This window comes from Mucilaginibacter sp. P4_D1 (genome assembly GCF_056401935.1).
Window position 1 is genome coordinate 23,694 of the sequence record NZ_JBFUIJ010000011.1, and the last position, 15,246, is coordinate 38,939.

Here is a 15,246-nt window from a genome sequence, read left to right on the forward strand (position 1 = left end):
TATGTTAGTTAGATATATATTAGTAACTTCGTATCAAAAAGTAACAGTAACATCGAAGTAACAAAGTAACATATGGAGTGCAACCCAGAGTTTCAAACAGATCGAAAAAAGGAGATGATGGCTGTCCACGATGCGATGGACGTGCTGAGCGGGAAATGGAAGATTTATATCATTTCATCAATCTGCCATTACAATAAAAGAAGATTTTCTGATATCTTAAACGATGTTGTTGGTATCTCCAATAAAATGCTGAGCAAGGAATTAAAAGAACTGGAAATAAACAAGCTGGTTGAACGTACAGTTTTAAATACCCACCCTGTAACTGTTCACTATGAACTCACCAAACATGGCAAAACGTTACAAACCATCATCAACAACCTGACAGATTGGGGAATAGCGCACCGGAAAGAAATTATTGGGGAAAAATAAGGCGTGTTACCAGCGGATGGGCATTCATTGAATTTAATCATTTTTACCAATGATCATTAAAAGTTCCCGTGCCGAACGATGGTCATCATCAGCATTTGCAAGCCGCAAAAAAGCGCGAGCATTAGTAATAGATTTTTCAACTATTTCTCCATCTAAATATATTCGTCCTAAAAAATAGTTTGCCTCATCAATATCATATTGATAATTTCCAGCCTTCGATTTGTCTTTTGAAATATTCTTAAATATCTCAAAAGCCATCTTCGCGTCTTTTACTGTTCCAATACCAAAATAATAACACAGCGCCAAAGACAGCGAATCTGAATTATAAAGATGCTGTGCAATTTTATAAAGTTCAAACGCTTCTTTATAATTTTGCTTATCCCTATAAAATGCGGCCAAATTATTGGCCGCTATACCGCTGCCATCATCAATTCCTTTTCGATAAAGTTCAATAGCTAATTCAATGTTTTGTTTACAATGAATCCCTTCAATTAAAAAATCCGCAATACGGATACTTGCATCAACATTCCCATTTTCATAAGCACTATAGTACCATTTAAAAGCTATTGGTTGACTTTCATCGACAATCTTAATACCATTTACAACTAGCCCGCCATCATAATGTATGGCAACTTCATATTGAGCGATGTTATCACCGGTATTAGCAAGCGCCAACAGCTGAATCCAATCCTCATAAGTAGTTAGCTCCGACCTCATTTCTAATTTATTTAGTTTCCATCCTATTAGATTAGCTATAGACCAATAAACATTTACATGCCTTCGATCACGCCCGCATCTGAACCGTCAATCGGTCGCCTATAATACGACAAAAAGGTCTGGTTGAGCTATTATTGATTCAAATCCGGCTTGATTAACCACCATCTGAAATACTTCAGCCATGCATTTAAGCTCCGATAGTACCTGTTTTAATTTCTCCGGCGCGCTTGTAATTGGCAAAAATAACGCCGCCCGGCGTAACCACACTCTCTGTTAAGATAAATGCAGCTGGCGTTATGCCGTTGCTAAACAACTTCTTTCCTTCGCCAAGCAGCACGGGGTAAATCTTGAGCCAAAGTTCGTCTACCAAATCATGCTTAAGCAACAAACGAACAAGCTCGCTGCTGCCCCATACTTTAATGTCGGTACCGTCTGAATTTTTGAGTTTTTCGATATCACCCACGCTGGTAAGGAACTCTGTGTTTTGCCAATCCGACTTTTGCATGGTGCCCGACAAAACATATTTTGTTACCTCATTAATACCTGGCCAATAGCTAGCATGTTGGGGCCAATAACCGGCAAATATTTCGAATGTTTTTCGGCCAAGCAAAAGATCTGCCGGCTTCATCTGTTTTTGCATGGCCTTACCAGAAACTTCGTCGCCATAAGGTGCCGACCAACCACCATATTTAAAACCACCTGAAGAATCTTCCTCAGGACTGCCGGGGGCCTGCATCACACCGTCTAATGTCATAAATGTTGTAACGATGATTTTTCTCATGTTTATATTGCCGGTGATTATAGTGCTGACCTCGCACTTTTACGCTTGTATAATTGTGCTCTTAATCCAATGGCTCGCACCCAAATCCATAGTTTTTTACAAGTTTAATTAAAAAAAAATGCTACGTCGTGGCAAGCGGACTGATGCTATTTTAAAAAACATGCGGCAACACTCACGCAATAATTCGGGCGACAACTAATACGCGGATATCAATCTAAAGCCCGCTGCCATATTTAGCCCCGTACAATCAATTTACACTAAAATTGTTTCGTCCATGCCGAAATAAATTAACCATTAATAAATTATAATTTAATTTATTTAATTAGAACAATATTATCGCATAGTGCGTTATTCCAGTACATTTTATAAAAACCCACACATCTTTTAAATTAACACACTATGTTTCATCACGTTAAAGACCTACAATTTAATGCCAGGGTATCGCGCCCTGACCCCCGCTTTGCCAACCTGTTATTGGAGCAATTTGGAGGGGAAAACGGCGAACTGGCCGCGGCCATGCAGTATTTTACGCAGGCATTTGGCGCTAAGGCTGCTCATCCGGATAAATACGATATGCTGATGGATATCGCCACCGAGGAGTTTAGTCACCTGGAAATTGTTGGTGCTACTATCCAGATGTTATTAAAAGGCGTAAACGGCGATTTGAAAAACGCTGCAGATAGCTCTGAGATTATGCAGGTAATGGATGGCAAAGCGGCAAAAGAGAACATTATACACCAGGCACTTACGGCTAACCCGCAGTTTGTTATCATTACGGGCGGTGGTGTTACACCGCGTAATAGCCAGGGCATACCTTGGTGCGCATCTTACGTAAACTCCAACGGCGACCTGACGGTTGACCTGCGGACCAATTTAGCATCAGAATCGCGGGCTAAATTGGTGTATGAGCACCTGATGAAATTTACCGACGACCCTTACATTCACGAAACGCTATCATTTTTAATGACCAGGGAAGTTACCCATTACAAAATGTTCGAGGCGGCTTTAAACAGCATTCCCGACAATTTCCCTCCTGGCGTTTTGGCGGCAGATCCGCGTTTTTTACAAAACACCTATAACCTATCAGCAGGTACCGTACGCGGCCCATGGAATGACGGCGAAATGCCCGGATTAGGAAAAGATTTTGCCTACGTAGCCGACCCTATTGCCCAGGCAAGGGATACAAAAGGAAACACCGAATTGCCCGATCCGATGAAAAAAGAATTACAGGCAACCGAAAAGTTAAATAAAGAAATGAGCGCGCTGAAAAGCGGCGAGGAAAAAAAGGCCGAACCGGCGGGCGTAGCGCAATGGAGTACCTATGCCGACCCACAGGATTAGTACTATGATTTATAAAGCAGGCCGGGTTCGGTCTGCTTTATTATTGACGCCTGTTGTTGTATGCCCGTTTACAGTTATTTACCATTTGCTTAACCTTAACGCAGTCTCGTCAATTTTTCAGCCGGCAAAAACAATTCTCAGCTAACTTTTATTTGCTTATACACATCATCGCTACACCATCAACTTGAGAAATAAAAAACGAATAGCCATTATTGGCGGTGGCCCAAGCGGGCTCTTTATGTTTAAAAGACTGGTAGAAACCAGCAATATAGATATTGAGGTAACCATATTTGAGCGCAAAAAGAAATTAGGTGCCGGAATGCCTTACAGTGCCGAAGGCGCTAATGACGAGCACATAACCAACGTATCCGGAAATGAAATTCCGCCGCTGGTTACTTCGTTAAACGACTGGGTTAAAAACGTTCCGAAAGATACGCTGGATAAATACCACATGGATGCCGGCCGTTTTAACGAATACAAAGTGCTGCCACGCTTGTTGTTTGGCCAATATTTAACCGCGCAGTTTGATCTGCTTCAAAAAAAGGCGCGGGAAATTGGTATTGAATACGCCGTTCATTATAACAGCAACGTAACCGATATTATAGACCAGCCCGAAAAAGGGACAATTTTGGTAGAGGCAGATGGGCAGGACCAATTTGAATTTGACCACGTTGTTATTTGTACCGGGCATAATTGGCCCCGTAAACATGAGGGCAATGTTCCTAACTATTTCGATTCGCCCTACCCGCCTGCTAAGCTGGGTCTACAGCTTAACCACGCTGTTGCCATCAAAGGCTCATCACTCACCGCGGTAGATGCAATCAGGACCTTGGCCCGCCATAACGGAGTTTTTGATAAAGAGCAAAGCGGCAAATTGCATTATAAAGTATTGGACCAAAGTGCTGGTTTTAAAATGGTGCTGCACACGCGCAATGGCATGTTGCCCGCGGTTCGTTTTCACCTCGAAGAGTCGCACCTGGCAAATGACAGCCTGCTAAGCAAAGATGAGATTAAGGCGCACATTAAAGCTAATAACGGTTTTTTATCCTTAGATTATATCTTCGAGCGGGATTTTAAACTGCCCATACAAGCAAAGCAACCGGAGTTTTACCAGCAAATTAAACACATGCGGCTGGAGGAATTTGTAGCCGCAATGATGGAACTGCGCGAACGACTTGATCCATTCCAGCTGTTAAAAGCCGAATATGCCGAAGCGGAAAAATCAATCAAACGGAAGGAATCTGTTTACTGGAAAGAGATGCTGGGCGTGCTAAGCTTTGCCTTAAATTATCCGGCAAAACATCTTTCGGCCGAAGACATGCAAAGGCTTCAAAATTCGTTAACCCCGCTTATATCAATTGTGATAGCTTATATCCCCCAAAGTTCAAGCGAAGAATTATTGGCGCTACACCAGGCCGGCGTATTGGAGCTGATTCCCGTAGGCGACGACAGCGAGGTAGAACCTGATGAACGTGGCGGCGCCATTTATCATTATACCGATGAATCAGGCGTTGAACAGGCCGTACATTTTAACACCTATGTTGATTGCGTAGGCCAGCCGCACCTGGCTTTTAAAGATTTTCCTTTCAAAAGTTTGTTGGACCACCGTACGGTGAGCCCCGCCAAACTTAAATTCAGCAGTGCGGGGGAAGGGCTTAAAGCTTTAAATGAAGGTAAACCGGTAAGCCAGGACAGTAATGGCGATTATTACCTTACGGTTGCAGGCATTGCCATTAATGATCAGTTCCAGGTAGTAGATGCCTACGGGGCTTATAACGACCGGATATACATGATGGCGGTGCCATACATCGGCGGATATAACCCGGACTATTCTGGATTGGATTTTAGCGAGGAGGCTTCTGGTACCATTATTGAACGGTTAATGGCATGAAGCTTTATTTGTTATTGTTAGGAGCCGAAGCACCCGGACGAGTAGTTGAACAGCATGATTATTTTTTTGGCATTGCCGAAAACCTGGCAGCGCTGGTGCCCGATGTGAAAGCCTTTTGGCCCGAAGCCGGCGGCAGCCTGCACATTGACGGCTGGCGCGAAGTAACTAAGGTAGATGATTATTCTGTGCGCATCGTTGGCACAGATGATGCCACCCCGGGCTCAGTCAATAAATTATTCTTTTTAAACCTTGGCGGTTATACCTCCGGAAAACTGGAAGAACAACACTATACCGTACTCACCGTTCAGCCCGACCGGCTAAAAGCGGTGCAGGCGGCAAAGAAAAGCCTGTTCTTTAAAACAAACTCGTTAAAGGGCGTTGCTACCGCGCATATCGACGAAAAATACGGTGTTGATGTAGATAACGTATACCAAATTGATGACCTGATATCCCCCGCCATAAAAGCCCAATACAGGATAGTATTTGGCAACGGGGCCGGTTTACCTGAAGACGAGGTCCATTTAGGTTATTTTAAACTTGATAAAATCAAATGAGTCGCGAAAACAAATTACTTACCTGGGTAAAACAACAGCATAAGGGGCAACTTATAAAACGCACAACCGAGCCCTACATTAACCATTTGACGGCAGTTGCCCAAATGGCTGCCGTAACTCCCCTGGGATACGAGATAGGCTTATGCCATGATTTAATAGAAAAGACAGAAACAACTGCACAGCAATTGCAGGCGGCACTGGAGGGCTTTGGTTACGCCGGCGAGGATGCTGCCTTTATTACTACAGGTGCTATACACCTTACTAATGTTTTCACCAAAAAAGCCTACCCGGAATTAACCAAAACCATACGCAAAGAAAAAGAAGCCGTTAGATTGGCCACCATAAGCCCTACAGCGCAAACCGTTAAATACGCCGACCTCATCTACAATATTGGCTGGCTGCTGCAACATGGCCGAAAAAAGCCAAAGAAATACCTGCAAAAAAAACGACTGCTTGTGGCGGAAATGACAGGTGGAGATGAAGGCTTACGCCAGCATCTTTTATATATAATTGATAAAGAGCTTGTTACTGCCTGAAATTTCTGCATCGGTGTTGCTGCGATCACAGCAGCACTTCCGGTTGACGTGTCCTATTTCAGCCACAGGCCAGCTCGGACACTGCCCACTTTAATTACAAATTAACAAACCAAGTAAAATTATCTTTTTAAATAAAATTACAACTAATTATACCGGGTATTGTTAACCCATAAACACCATGCTATGAAAAACCCATTTAAACAACAAGATTATACAGGCCTTTTGATTGCTGCGGCTATTACCGGCACACTAGCCGCAGGCGCGGGCATTTGGTTTTATTTGCGTGGCAAACGCGCCGCCGAGGCAGAAGCTTACCGGCACCAACATGCACAAGATTACCTGGCGAATAAACGACAGGGCAAGAAAAAACACAAAACAGATATAGGCGAACTGGCCGATATTGTACATCATCAACAGGCTTAAATTAAATAACCACGCTGCACCAGGGTTGAATACACCGGGCAGCGTGGTTAAATTTTCGGCTTGTTATCAATTAAAGTCCCACAGTCTTTTTTAAGCTTGCCCTGTCCAAAGCCTCCATCCTGGTAATTTTTGACTTGTTTACTTTGCCATTAACGTCAATAACCACGTAAGTTGGGAATCCCCCTTCTGCATTAAGCACAGTTTTTAGCCTAGCGATGATTTTATCATTCACGTAAATATGCGTACCGGGTATCTGCATCTCTCCTATCCTGTTTTTCCATATATCAACACTTGAACTGCTGGTGGTACACAGATAGATGTATTCAACAGGCAGGTCTTTATTTTTTTCGTGCAAACTTTTGCTGAACGGCATATCGGCTATGCATGGGGCACACCAGGTAGCCCAAAAATCAATAATAAGTGCCTTGTTTGGGAATTTTGACTTTAGGTTTAAGATAAAGTTATCGATGTTTGCAACGGTATCTAACTGGTATAAGCCGGCATCAAAAGGTAGCCGCATTAGCGGGGTACCAATATCCGCCTTTTCTAATTTTGTTGATAAAGCTAAAACACTGTCTATTCTCTTTTGGTTAGCATCAACCTTAGTCATTTCGTCCGCAGCGATTTTTTTGCACCATGCTGTTTTGATACTGTTGATGATAATGGGGTAACTGCGGGCATAATTATCTTTCTCTGATTCTAAAAGGAATAGTTTTAAAAGGTCTGATCGCTGCCGCGTATATAAACTATCAAACAGCATCAAGGTGCCGTTAAGCGCCAATTCTTTTTTAAAGCGCTTGTTAGCCACGGTATAAATACCCAGGTACTTGTAAAACATCACACCATCGTTACTTGTAAAAAAAGGCTGATGGGCATTTATTTGTTTAATAACCTCGCCGGGCATAGTGTCATTCCAATAGGCGATACAAATTTCGCCGTAAAACTCCGACAAGGTTTCATTGTTAACAGCCCAGCCGTATTTAGGGTAACCGGTAATAAATTCGCTATCTATACTTTTCAATAGCTTTAAAACAGAATCGGTTTTACAAGTGAAGGCATCTGCGGCATATTTTTTTCTTGAATTACATATGGCCCGCAGATTATCAACCAAACCCTCCCTTTCATTCTTTTTAAACAATACTTTTTTGTTCATCACCGTGTTTAATTCCCCATCGTAACCAGAATAGGTTACCCCCTCGCCTATCATATACGCGCCGTCTTTGGGTACTTTCTGCGCGTCTACCGTTACAGTAAGCCCTTTATCCACATATATCCCAGCATATAGGTAGTTGCCCGCAGCTAACCATATTTGCTGGTAAGGTAAATTCCCGTCAAGAATTATTTTTACCAGGCCGGCGGCATTTGTTTCTGCATATTTAGTAGCCTGGATACTTCCGCCAAGTTGTACAAGGGTATATTTGATATTTAATTTTTTAACACTATCCGGCAGGTTTTTTATTTGCACGGTTAATGTTGCCGGTTTCCTGTTGGTGAGATAGGCGTCCATTTTTTTATCCTCGATGGCAATAGCAGGTAAATTTTGGGCACTTAAGTAGCTGCTGCAGCACATTAATGCTGCCAGTAATAGGTTTTTCATGATATGATTTTTTTATTTTTTTATAGTGTGTAAGCGTTTTATTACGTTCTCTTTTTTGTTCCTGGAGATGGGGATGCGGGTATTATCATCCATTAACAAATAGCCCGAATCTTCCTTGAGTAAGCTTTTGATAAATTTTATATTCACCAGGTGCGATTGATGGCACCGGATAAAATCGTAACTGCTTAATAATTCCTCGTATTCAAAAATTGGTTTTGATACCATGATATTTGTTCCATCCGATAAAAAGAACTGGGTGTAAGCATTTGATGATTCGCAGCGGATGATATCCCCGGTATGTACAAACCTGATCTCCTTGGTTGAAGAGAGGGCCAGTTTGTGTTCCTTTTTCGCGTCCTTATCCTTTATAAATTCCATTAAGTTTTCAAGCTGCAGGTTGGCCTTCTTTTGCATCAGCTTAGCCTCTACCTTGTTTACCGATGCTTTTAACTCTTCCGGATCTATCGGCTTCAGCAAATAATCTATAGCCGAAAATTTGACGGCCTGTATTCCGTAATTATCAAAGGCGGTAACAAAAACAACTTCAAACTGGTGGTGCGRCACAGCCTTAAGCACTTCAAAACCGTTCTTATCGGGCATCTGGATATCTAAGAACAACAAATCGGGATTGCTTGCCGTAATTAAACTAACGCCGTCATCGGCATTGGTGGCTGTGCCCACAACTGTTACCGGCAGCTCATACTTTCTTAACAGGTGCACAATATTTTCGATATTGTTTTTTTCGTCGTCAATAATTACCGCTCGTATCATATAAGCCAATTTTTAAAATTGATAATTACCTGGGTTACCTTATCCGTCCTTTTTACCAAAAATTCGATGTGCTGCCCGTTCAATGTCTGGTTTAATAATTTTATGCGCTCTTTGGTTAGCTGAAGGCCAAAGCCGTTAGCGTTGTCATCAGGGTTAAAACCTTTGCCATTATCATTTACGCTAACCACCATGTCGTTATCCAATTTCTCAAACAGTACAATGAGTTGCCCATTTTGCTGCAGGGCCGATATACCATGCTTTACCGCATTCTCTACCAGGGGTTGTAAAAACAAAGCTGGTATTTCAATGGCACTGGCATCAATCTCCCCGCTCACTTTAATTTGATAATTGAAGCCAAACCGCAGTTTTTCGAGTGCCAGGTAATTCTCCAGTATCTTTATTTCGGTAAAAATATTTACAAATTCCCGGTCACTGGCTTTTAGTGAATCGCGCATTAGGTTGCTAAACTCAATTAAATACTTCGATGCATTCTGCGAATCGTTTTTGGTGATGAGGCCTTGTATGGAGCTAAGGGCATTAAACACAAAATGCGGGTTAAATTGCGACCGTATGGACCTGAGTTCGGTTTGTACCAATTGCTTTAAGGTACTTTCTTCTTTAAGTTTTGCCGCCTGCTTCCTTGATCGCCACAGTAACAGCACAAACCCCACGGCCAATACACCAAGCAAACTTAAGGCTACTTTTGCCCATACCGTTTGATACCAGGCCGCCGTTACGGTAAATGCATAGCTGCAAATATTATTACGCTGTACACTGTAACGTATTTTTAACTGGTAATGCCCGGGCGACAGGTTTTTGAGCCAAACTAAGTTAAAATCAAAATCATTAACCGCCCAGCCGGTGCTGTCCCTGCCGTTCACCAGGTTATATTCAATGATACTTCTTGATTTAATAATGTCATCTAAATAAAAAATCAGGTTATTTTCGTTGTACCGGAAGTCTTTTTTCAACTTTAACAAAACGGTGTCTTTACTCCAATCGCTTTGATTAGGGTCTTCAATTGGACTTCTCCATTGCTTTTTAAAAAGACTCAAAAAATCGGGAAGCTGCGAAAATGTGAATACGCCTACAACCCTTGGCTGCCATTTTACCCAATACGCCGAGATCGAAGATTCAATACTGTCGGGCGCATTAATCCTGCGTACCTGGAAGGTAAGCGCTTTGCCATAGGCTTCTTTAAATTGGCCTAAATATGCAGATAGCTCATCTATCTTGTCGGGTTCGGCAATTTGAGTCATCAGGTAGGCTTTGCAAAACAACTTTGGCTTTGTCCATGGTAATACCACTTTCTGCTTATCCTCTATAACCCTGAATTGAAATTCGTTTACGTTTTGCGGGTTGATGCCGTTAACAGTTATAACTATTCCCGACGAATCAAAAATAGGGATGGCATATTTGCCGGCGTAGCCGTCTACCATTTGGAGATAAGCTTGCGACCTGGAGTTGTCGTATTCTTTTAACCGGGGTATTTTTTGTATAGCCTGGCGATAGTTTACCGCCAGTTTATTGGAGTAAAATGCGGTAAGCACCACCTTTTTATTTTTAGGGTGAAAGCTTTGATAATTAAAAAATGTAAAAGAAAAATACTTTCGGATAGAGTCGCCATGACTATCGTATCGAATCACCGGGTTGATACTATCCAGGTACATTACCGGCTTTTGCGCCTGGCAGCAAAGCCCCAGGAAACCAAAAAATATAAATATGATGATACCACGCATCAGCTCCGTTTGATTTTATAAACCAAAGTAAAGCTTTTAAACCATGGTTAAGATACGCCGATTTGAATATGGCAGGTGTTATTTTGAATTGGGTGGTATGTAGTGGTTTTGCGGCTGGTTATTTGGCGTTGGTGGGGATCTATCGATAGGTATCCGGTAGATTTTTTTTATTCCCTCCCAACGGGAGGGGTGCGGCCGAAAATGAGCGCAAAGGCAGGGAGGGGTTTCACCGCGCGACGAACCTAAACGCCTCATTAACCCCTACCTCCCCTTCCCAAGGGAAGGAATCGCACATTGCCCTGCTTTTTCTTCCCAATACTCATAACTTTCTTCATCGCCAACCCAATGCCGGGGCAACGTGTTCTAAAATGGCCGATAGCACATGAACATTGTACTCAACGCCCAGCGTGTTCGGTATGGTAAGCAGCAAGGTATCCGCTTCTTGTATCGCTTCGTCCTGGGCCAGTTCTTTGATGAGCTGGTCGGGCTCGGCTGCGTAGCTTTTACCGAAGACTGCACGTTTATCCGCTTCGATGTAACCAAAACTATCGGCACCTTTTCCCTGCTGACCAAAGTAAAGCCTGTCCTGCTCGGTTACCAATGCAAAAATAGACCGGCTTACCGATACCCTTGCTTCGTGTTGGTGCCCGGCATTTTTCCAGGCTTCTTTATATAGCCTGATCTGTTCTGCCTGCTGGATATGGAAAGGCTTGCCGCTTTCGTCAAATTTCAGGGTCGAACTTTGCAGGTGCATGCCGTTCTCGGCAGCCCAAACGGCGGTTGCGTTTGATGCAGCACCCCACCAGATGCGTTCCCGCAATCCTTCCGAATGTGGCTCCAGGCGTAACAAACCCGGCGGGTTCGGGAACATCGGGTAAGGGTTAGGCTGTGCAAACCCCTCTCCTTTTAATTTATCCAAAAAGTCCAGCGCCTTTTTTCGTCCCATATCTGCATCATTTTCCCCGGCAGCAGGCTCGTAACCAAAATAACGCCAGCCCTCAATCACCTGCTCGGGCGAACCGCGACTGATACCCAATTGCAAGCGCCCGCCCGAGATCAGGTCGGCAGCGCCGGCATCTTCTACCATATACATTGGGTTTTCATAGCGCATATCGATAACGCCAGTCCCAATCTCAATTTTGCTGGTTTTTGCCCCAATGGCCGAAAGCAGCGGAAACGGCGATGCCAACTGCCGCGCAAAATGATGAACCCGGAAATAGGCCCCGTCCAACCCAATTTCTTCCGCGGCAACAGCCAGGTCGATAGACTGCAGCAAATTATCACTGGCGGTACGCGCCTGGTACGCAGGATGGTTGGACCAATGCCCGAATGATAAAAATCCTATTTTCTTCATCATTAATTCGATTATTTACCTGCAAATGTAAGTAAACGGGTGGTGGGCGGAGGTCACGGGTTGGTAATAATGAGTTGGTATGAGATTGGCGGATAATGTGCTGTAAATAGCTCTCGGCAACCCGGATAACCATCATGGCTTATCGATTATCCGTGTATCTAACCACTATTCCTGTTTACCCAAAACTTTTTACATTTTTCAGATCAAATGATACGTTGAGGGGTGGCAAGGCTGCTTAGTTTTTTGAACTGAGCAGCCGGGTGATCTTTTCGATGTCCTCATTTACAAGTCCCACCTTTTTTAATTCTCCAAAATCCTCCAGAAATTCTTCTTTATAGGTTGCATGGGTTTTATCAAAGGGCTGGTCTTTGTATTTCAAATAAAGGGCCTCTGCCTCGGGATAGTGGCCTTGTAATAATAGTAGCAGGGGCAAATTAGCTTGTGGATATACATAGCCTGGTTCAAATTTTAAACTTTGATCCAGGTAGTTTTTTACGTTATCGAGTTTTTGGGTAACAATGCTGTACCAGGCAAGGCTGTTGTAGTGATTCGCCATTTGCGACCGGGTAAGGCTGTCGGGAGCAATATGGTAAAAAGCGGAGTCGAGCGCGACCAGCGTGCGGTAGTGTTCCCGTATATCCGAATCGGATTTTAAGTTTGAGGTTCCTTGTTTCAAAACGCTTTCCCGGTATTTTTTCAATTGGGCTACGCCAGGGAAAAATTCATCATAAGCTGCTTTGGCAATATCTGCGATCAGCAAATCCCTTTTCTTGGCGTCGCTATAAGAATCCATTAAAAAAATGGCGATAGCCAGGTGTTTGCTATCAGGCAACGTGATAATGCCCACATCGTTTGTAGCCGGCGACAAACCTTGTTCGTTAGTGCCCGATGTACCGCTCCTGTGCGCAAGCGGTGTCCCCTTTGGCAGCCCGGCCCTGATGCGACCAGGCGCTACATAGGTTGATAACATAAGTCGCATCAACAAATCGTTACTTTTTTTTGAAAGTACTGCTTGTCTGAAAATTAGACCCAACAATTGCACCTGGGCCGATGGCGTTGACCAGCTTTTGTATTGAAGCCCCCAATCGGCCTGCATGTCGGCTTCATTGCCTTTAATCTGTAACCCGCTCACTCCTATGGCATGTATATCGTTTGTAATTTTTTGGGGGCCTCCTAAAAGCTTCATTAAAATATCACAAGCATTATTGTCGCTAAGGGTGACCATATCGGTTAGTATCTCTCTAACGGAAACTTTAACATTGCCTTCGGGATATTTTTCCTGTAGTGCGCTTACGGTTTTAAGCAGCTCTGCTTTGGTGATCAGCACTTTTTGATCAAGGCTGATATCGCCCCTGTCAACAGCGCGCAGTAAACTCACGGCGATTGGAAATTTAAAAACACTTTGCATTGGATAATGCTGTGCATCATTAAAGCCGAGGGTATCATTATTTTCAAGTAATTTGATAGAAACGCCGATTTTACCAGACGATGATTTTGTTAGTCGTGTTATTTCGGCCCGCAGGCGGTGGTGGTTCAGATCCTGTGCAGGAGCAATTATAGAAAATAACAGCAACAGAAAAGCCGCGGAGTATGATTTGCAATGATGCATTTGCTTTATAATATATTATCGGCAAATATAGGTTTTCAATAGGATTGACTATCCCCCGCTGTCCAGATATTGAACTTAAAGCGCTTTTAGGTATGAGGGTTTACGACGAATTTGGTCGGACTATAAGATCTCGAATTACATCCTGCAGTCAGCCGCACAAAACTAAAATAGGCTCCCGTAGTATGCTTCGGATAAATTTCCGTCGAAATTCAAACACATTTTATAGGGTTTGCGTTTGGTATTTTTATAAAAAATCATTTGCCTGTTATCAAGGCTGGCATCAAGGGTAAATGTTGTTGCAGACATGGGGCTTATCCCGGTTGTATAACCATCAGCCGCCTTATAAAACAGGTGCCCTTTGATTATTGAAATTTCATTGACTCCGTACTTACCTATGAACCTTTTAAGTTCGCCCGCCCTCATTTTATAGGGATTAAGTTTGGCTTTAAAAATACGATACATCCACCTTGCATTATTGGCTATTAACGTATCAACCAAATTAATCTGTTGTTTGTAAAAAATCCCTATTGCCGCATCCAAAGCAAAATTCGCATTTACCATCACATCCGGTTTTACGCCGCAAGCTTCCCAATTAGTTTTTGTTACAGGGTTGATAGGCCTGGCAAAAGGAATATGAGCTGAAAGCCCGTTACCGATATCAATAATTTGCATGGGATGTGCAGCTCCCGCTGTTACCTCGCCTATTATTATTGCCCGGTGTAAACACTGCATATCGTAAGCAAATTCTTCGGCGGCGGATGCTGTATACCCACTTACTATAATATAAATTGGTTTGGCAAACCATATATCTGACTGGGGCCGTGGCTCTGTCCAGGTTTGGTAGAATTCATTTGTCCGTTTTATATAAAAATCATTGATGTGGGTCGGTTCTTTAAAAAACAAACTACTGATATACTTAACCATATCGGCCTGCCCGCCACCGTTAAGCCTCAGATCAATAATGAGTGCATTTGTATTTATCAGAAAATCAAATGCGCTGTTAACGGCACGTTTTGACGGTTCGTTCAAATCAAAAAAAACATTTAAAGCGAGGTAACCAATATTGCCGCTCAATATTTCTGCTTTTGATAAGCCATAATTCTGTTGCCTGTTTTGTTCCGCTATCTTCATCCTTTTTGCAGCTTCCTCTATATATGAAGTGTATGGTACCCCATTTTGTAACGGAGGCTGGTATACCACATTAAGGTGTTTATCTCTGTAAACAGCGCGCAGGTCTGTGGTCAGTTGCCGGGCAAAACCGGCAAGGTCAGCAATTTGATTATAGCCGCCTGCAGCATATATTTTCCTAATCCGCGATACCATTCGGGCGGCAGTATCCGGAAAAATATAGTTGGAAGTTAGTATACCGGCTAAGTTGTCAATAACAGCTGCTTCAACGGTAGGTGGTAATGCGGTTCTGTTAACCTGGCCGTACAGCAATTTAGGTAACAGGCACGATACGAAGAGCAAGCAAAAAACCTTTTTGAATAACATAAATAAAAGT

14 protein-coding genes are annotated in these 15,246 nt (G+C 43.0%); 6 read left to right on the top strand and 8 right to left on the bottom strand.

Going from position 1 to position 15,246, the window contains the following annotated elements; all coding sequences use genetic code 11:
• Window positions 1-72: 72 nt before the first annotated feature.
• A complete protein-coding gene (locus AC1DV1_RS12260; protein WP_477359386.1) occupies window positions 73-429 on the top strand; it encodes a winged helix-turn-helix transcriptional regulator in 357 nt (118 codons plus the stop codon).
• A 33-nt stretch (window positions 430-462) separates the two neighbouring features.
• Here the strand turns inward: AC1DV1_RS12260 and AC1DV1_RS12265 are convergent, their stop codons facing one another.
• Window positions 463-1,146 (bottom strand): tetratricopeptide repeat protein, encoded by a 684-nt coding sequence (locus AC1DV1_RS12265; RefSeq protein WP_477359389.1) that lies wholly within the window; start codon window positions 1,144-1,146, stop codon window positions 463-465.
• A 187-nt stretch (window positions 1,147-1,333) separates the two neighbouring features.
• The gene (locus AC1DV1_RS12270) at window positions 1,334-1,927 is read right to left on the bottom strand and encodes a dihydrofolate reductase family protein (protein ID WP_477359392.1); all 594 of its coding nucleotides are present in this window, start codon (window positions 1,925-1,927) and stop codon (window positions 1,334-1,336) included.
• Window positions 1,928-2,326: 399 nt separating this feature from the next.
• On the opposite strand from AC1DV1_RS12270, the gene AC1DV1_RS12275 reads away from it, so the two are divergent.
• From AC1DV1_RS12275 to AC1DV1_RS12295, 5 genes are all read left to right on the top strand, one after another.
• Window positions 2,327-3,268, top strand: a complete 942-nt coding sequence (locus AC1DV1_RS12275) for a manganese catalase family protein (RefSeq protein WP_477359395.1) — start codon at window positions 2,327-2,329, stop codon at window positions 3,266-3,268.
• A gap of 184 nt (window positions 3,269-3,452) precedes the next feature.
• Window positions 3,453-5,159 carry an FAD/NAD(P)-binding protein gene (locus tag AC1DV1_RS12280; RefSeq protein ID WP_477359398.1) on the top strand — a complete coding sequence of 569 codons (1,707 nt, stop codon included), beginning with the start codon at window positions 3,453-3,455 and terminating at the stop codon, window positions 5,157-5,159.
• Entirely contained in the window at window positions 5,156-5,713 is a 558-nt protein-coding gene (locus AC1DV1_RS12285) for a DUF1543 domain-containing protein (protein ID WP_477359401.1), read from the top strand. Before AC1DV1_RS12280 ends, AC1DV1_RS12285 begins: the two co-directional genes overlap by 4 nt.
• On the top strand, window positions 5,710-6,249 hold the full coding sequence (locus AC1DV1_RS12290; RefSeq protein WP_477359404.1) for a hypothetical protein: 540 nt from the start codon (window positions 5,710-5,712) through the stop codon (window positions 6,247-6,249). Before AC1DV1_RS12285 ends, AC1DV1_RS12290 begins: the two co-directional genes overlap by 4 nt.
• A 183-nt stretch (window positions 6,250-6,432) precedes the next feature.
• Window positions 6,433-6,672, top strand: coding sequence for a hypothetical protein (locus AC1DV1_RS12295; protein ID WP_477359407.1), 240 nt, complete (start codon window positions 6,433-6,435; stop codon window positions 6,670-6,672).
• 70 nt (window positions 6,673-6,742) lie between these two features.
• Here the strand turns inward: AC1DV1_RS12295 and AC1DV1_RS12300 are convergent, their stop codons facing one another.
• The 6 genes from AC1DV1_RS12300 to AC1DV1_RS12325 all read right to left on the bottom strand — a co-directional run bounded on the left by AC1DV1_RS12300 (window position 6,743) and on the right by AC1DV1_RS12325 (window position 15,236).
• Window positions 6,743-8,269: a TlpA family protein disulfide reductase gene (locus AC1DV1_RS12300; RefSeq protein ID WP_477359410.1), complete on the bottom strand. Its 1,527-nt coding sequence runs from the start codon at window positions 8,267-8,269 to the stop codon at window positions 6,743-6,745.
• Window positions 8,270-8,281: 12 nt separating this feature from the next.
• Window positions 8,282-9,040, bottom strand: a complete 759-nt coding sequence (locus AC1DV1_RS12305; RefSeq protein WP_477359414.1) for a LytR/AlgR family response regulator transcription factor — start codon at window positions 9,038-9,040, stop codon at window positions 8,282-8,284.
• Window positions 9,037-10,779 carry a sensor histidine kinase gene (locus tag AC1DV1_RS12310; protein ID WP_477359417.1) on the bottom strand — a complete coding sequence of 581 codons (1,743 nt, stop codon included), beginning with the start codon at window positions 10,777-10,779 and terminating at the stop codon, window positions 9,037-9,039. The genes AC1DV1_RS12305 and AC1DV1_RS12310 overlap by 4 nt, the downstream gene beginning before the upstream one ends.
• 331 nt (window positions 10,780-11,110) lie before the next feature.
• A complete protein-coding gene (locus AC1DV1_RS12315; RefSeq protein ID WP_477359732.1) occupies window positions 11,111-12,133 on the bottom strand; it encodes an LLM class flavin-dependent oxidoreductase in 1,023 nt (340 codons plus the stop codon).
• Window positions 12,134-12,368: 235 nt separating this feature from the next.
• Window positions 12,369-13,742, bottom strand: a complete 1,374-nt coding sequence (bla, locus tag AC1DV1_RS12320; RefSeq protein WP_477359420.1) for a class A beta-lactamase — start codon at window positions 13,740-13,742, stop codon at window positions 12,369-12,371.
• 162 nt (window positions 13,743-13,904) lie between these two features.
• Entirely contained in the window at window positions 13,905-15,236 is a 1,332-nt protein-coding gene (locus tag AC1DV1_RS12325; protein WP_477359423.1) for a S41 family peptidase, read from the bottom strand.
• Window positions 15,237-15,246: the final 10 nt, after the last annotated feature.

Bases quoted from the DNA above. Each gene is read 5' to 3' on its own strand.
- AC1DV1_RS12260 (WP_477359386.1), top strand. From the start codon at position 73: ATGGAGTGCAACCCAGAGTTTCAAACAGATCGAAAAAAGGAGATGATG.
- AC1DV1_RS12265 (WP_477359389.1), bottom strand. From the start codon at position 1,146: ATGAGGTCGGAGCTAACTACTTATGAGGATTGGATTCAGCTGTTGGCG.
- AC1DV1_RS12270 (WP_477359392.1), bottom strand. From the start codon at position 1,927: ATGAGAAAAATCATCGTTACAACATTTATGACATTAGACGGTGTGATG.
- AC1DV1_RS12275 (WP_477359395.1), top strand. From the start codon at position 2,327: ATGTTTCATCACGTTAAAGACCTACAATTTAATGCCAGGGTATCGCGC.
- AC1DV1_RS12285 (WP_477359401.1), top strand. From the start codon at position 5,156: ATGAAGCTTTATTTGTTATTGTTAGGAGCCGAAGCACCCGGACGAGTA.
- AC1DV1_RS12290 (WP_477359404.1), top strand. From the start codon at position 5,710: ATGAGTCGCGAAAACAAATTACTTACCTGGGTAAAACAACAGCATAAG.
- AC1DV1_RS12295 (WP_477359407.1), top strand. From the start codon at position 6,433: ATGAAAAACCCATTTAAACAACAAGATTATACAGGCCTTTTGATTGCT.
- AC1DV1_RS12300 (WP_477359410.1), bottom strand. From the start codon at position 8,269: ATGAAAAACCTATTACTGGCAGCATTAATGTGCTGCAGCAGCTACTTA.
- AC1DV1_RS12310 (WP_477359417.1), bottom strand. From the start codon at position 10,779: ATGCGTGGTATCATCATATTTATATTTTTTGGTTTCCTGGGGCTTTGC.
- AC1DV1_RS12315 (WP_477359732.1), bottom strand. From the start codon at position 12,133: ATGAAGAAAATAGGATTTTTATCATTCGGGCATTGGTCCAACCATCCT.
- bla (WP_477359420.1), bottom strand. From the start codon at position 13,742: ATGCATCATTGCAAATCATACTCCGCGGCTTTTCTGTTGCTGTTATTT.
- AC1DV1_RS12325 (WP_477359423.1), bottom strand. From the start codon at position 15,236: ATGTTATTCAAAAAGGTTTTTTGCTTGCTCTTCGTATCGTGCCTGTTA.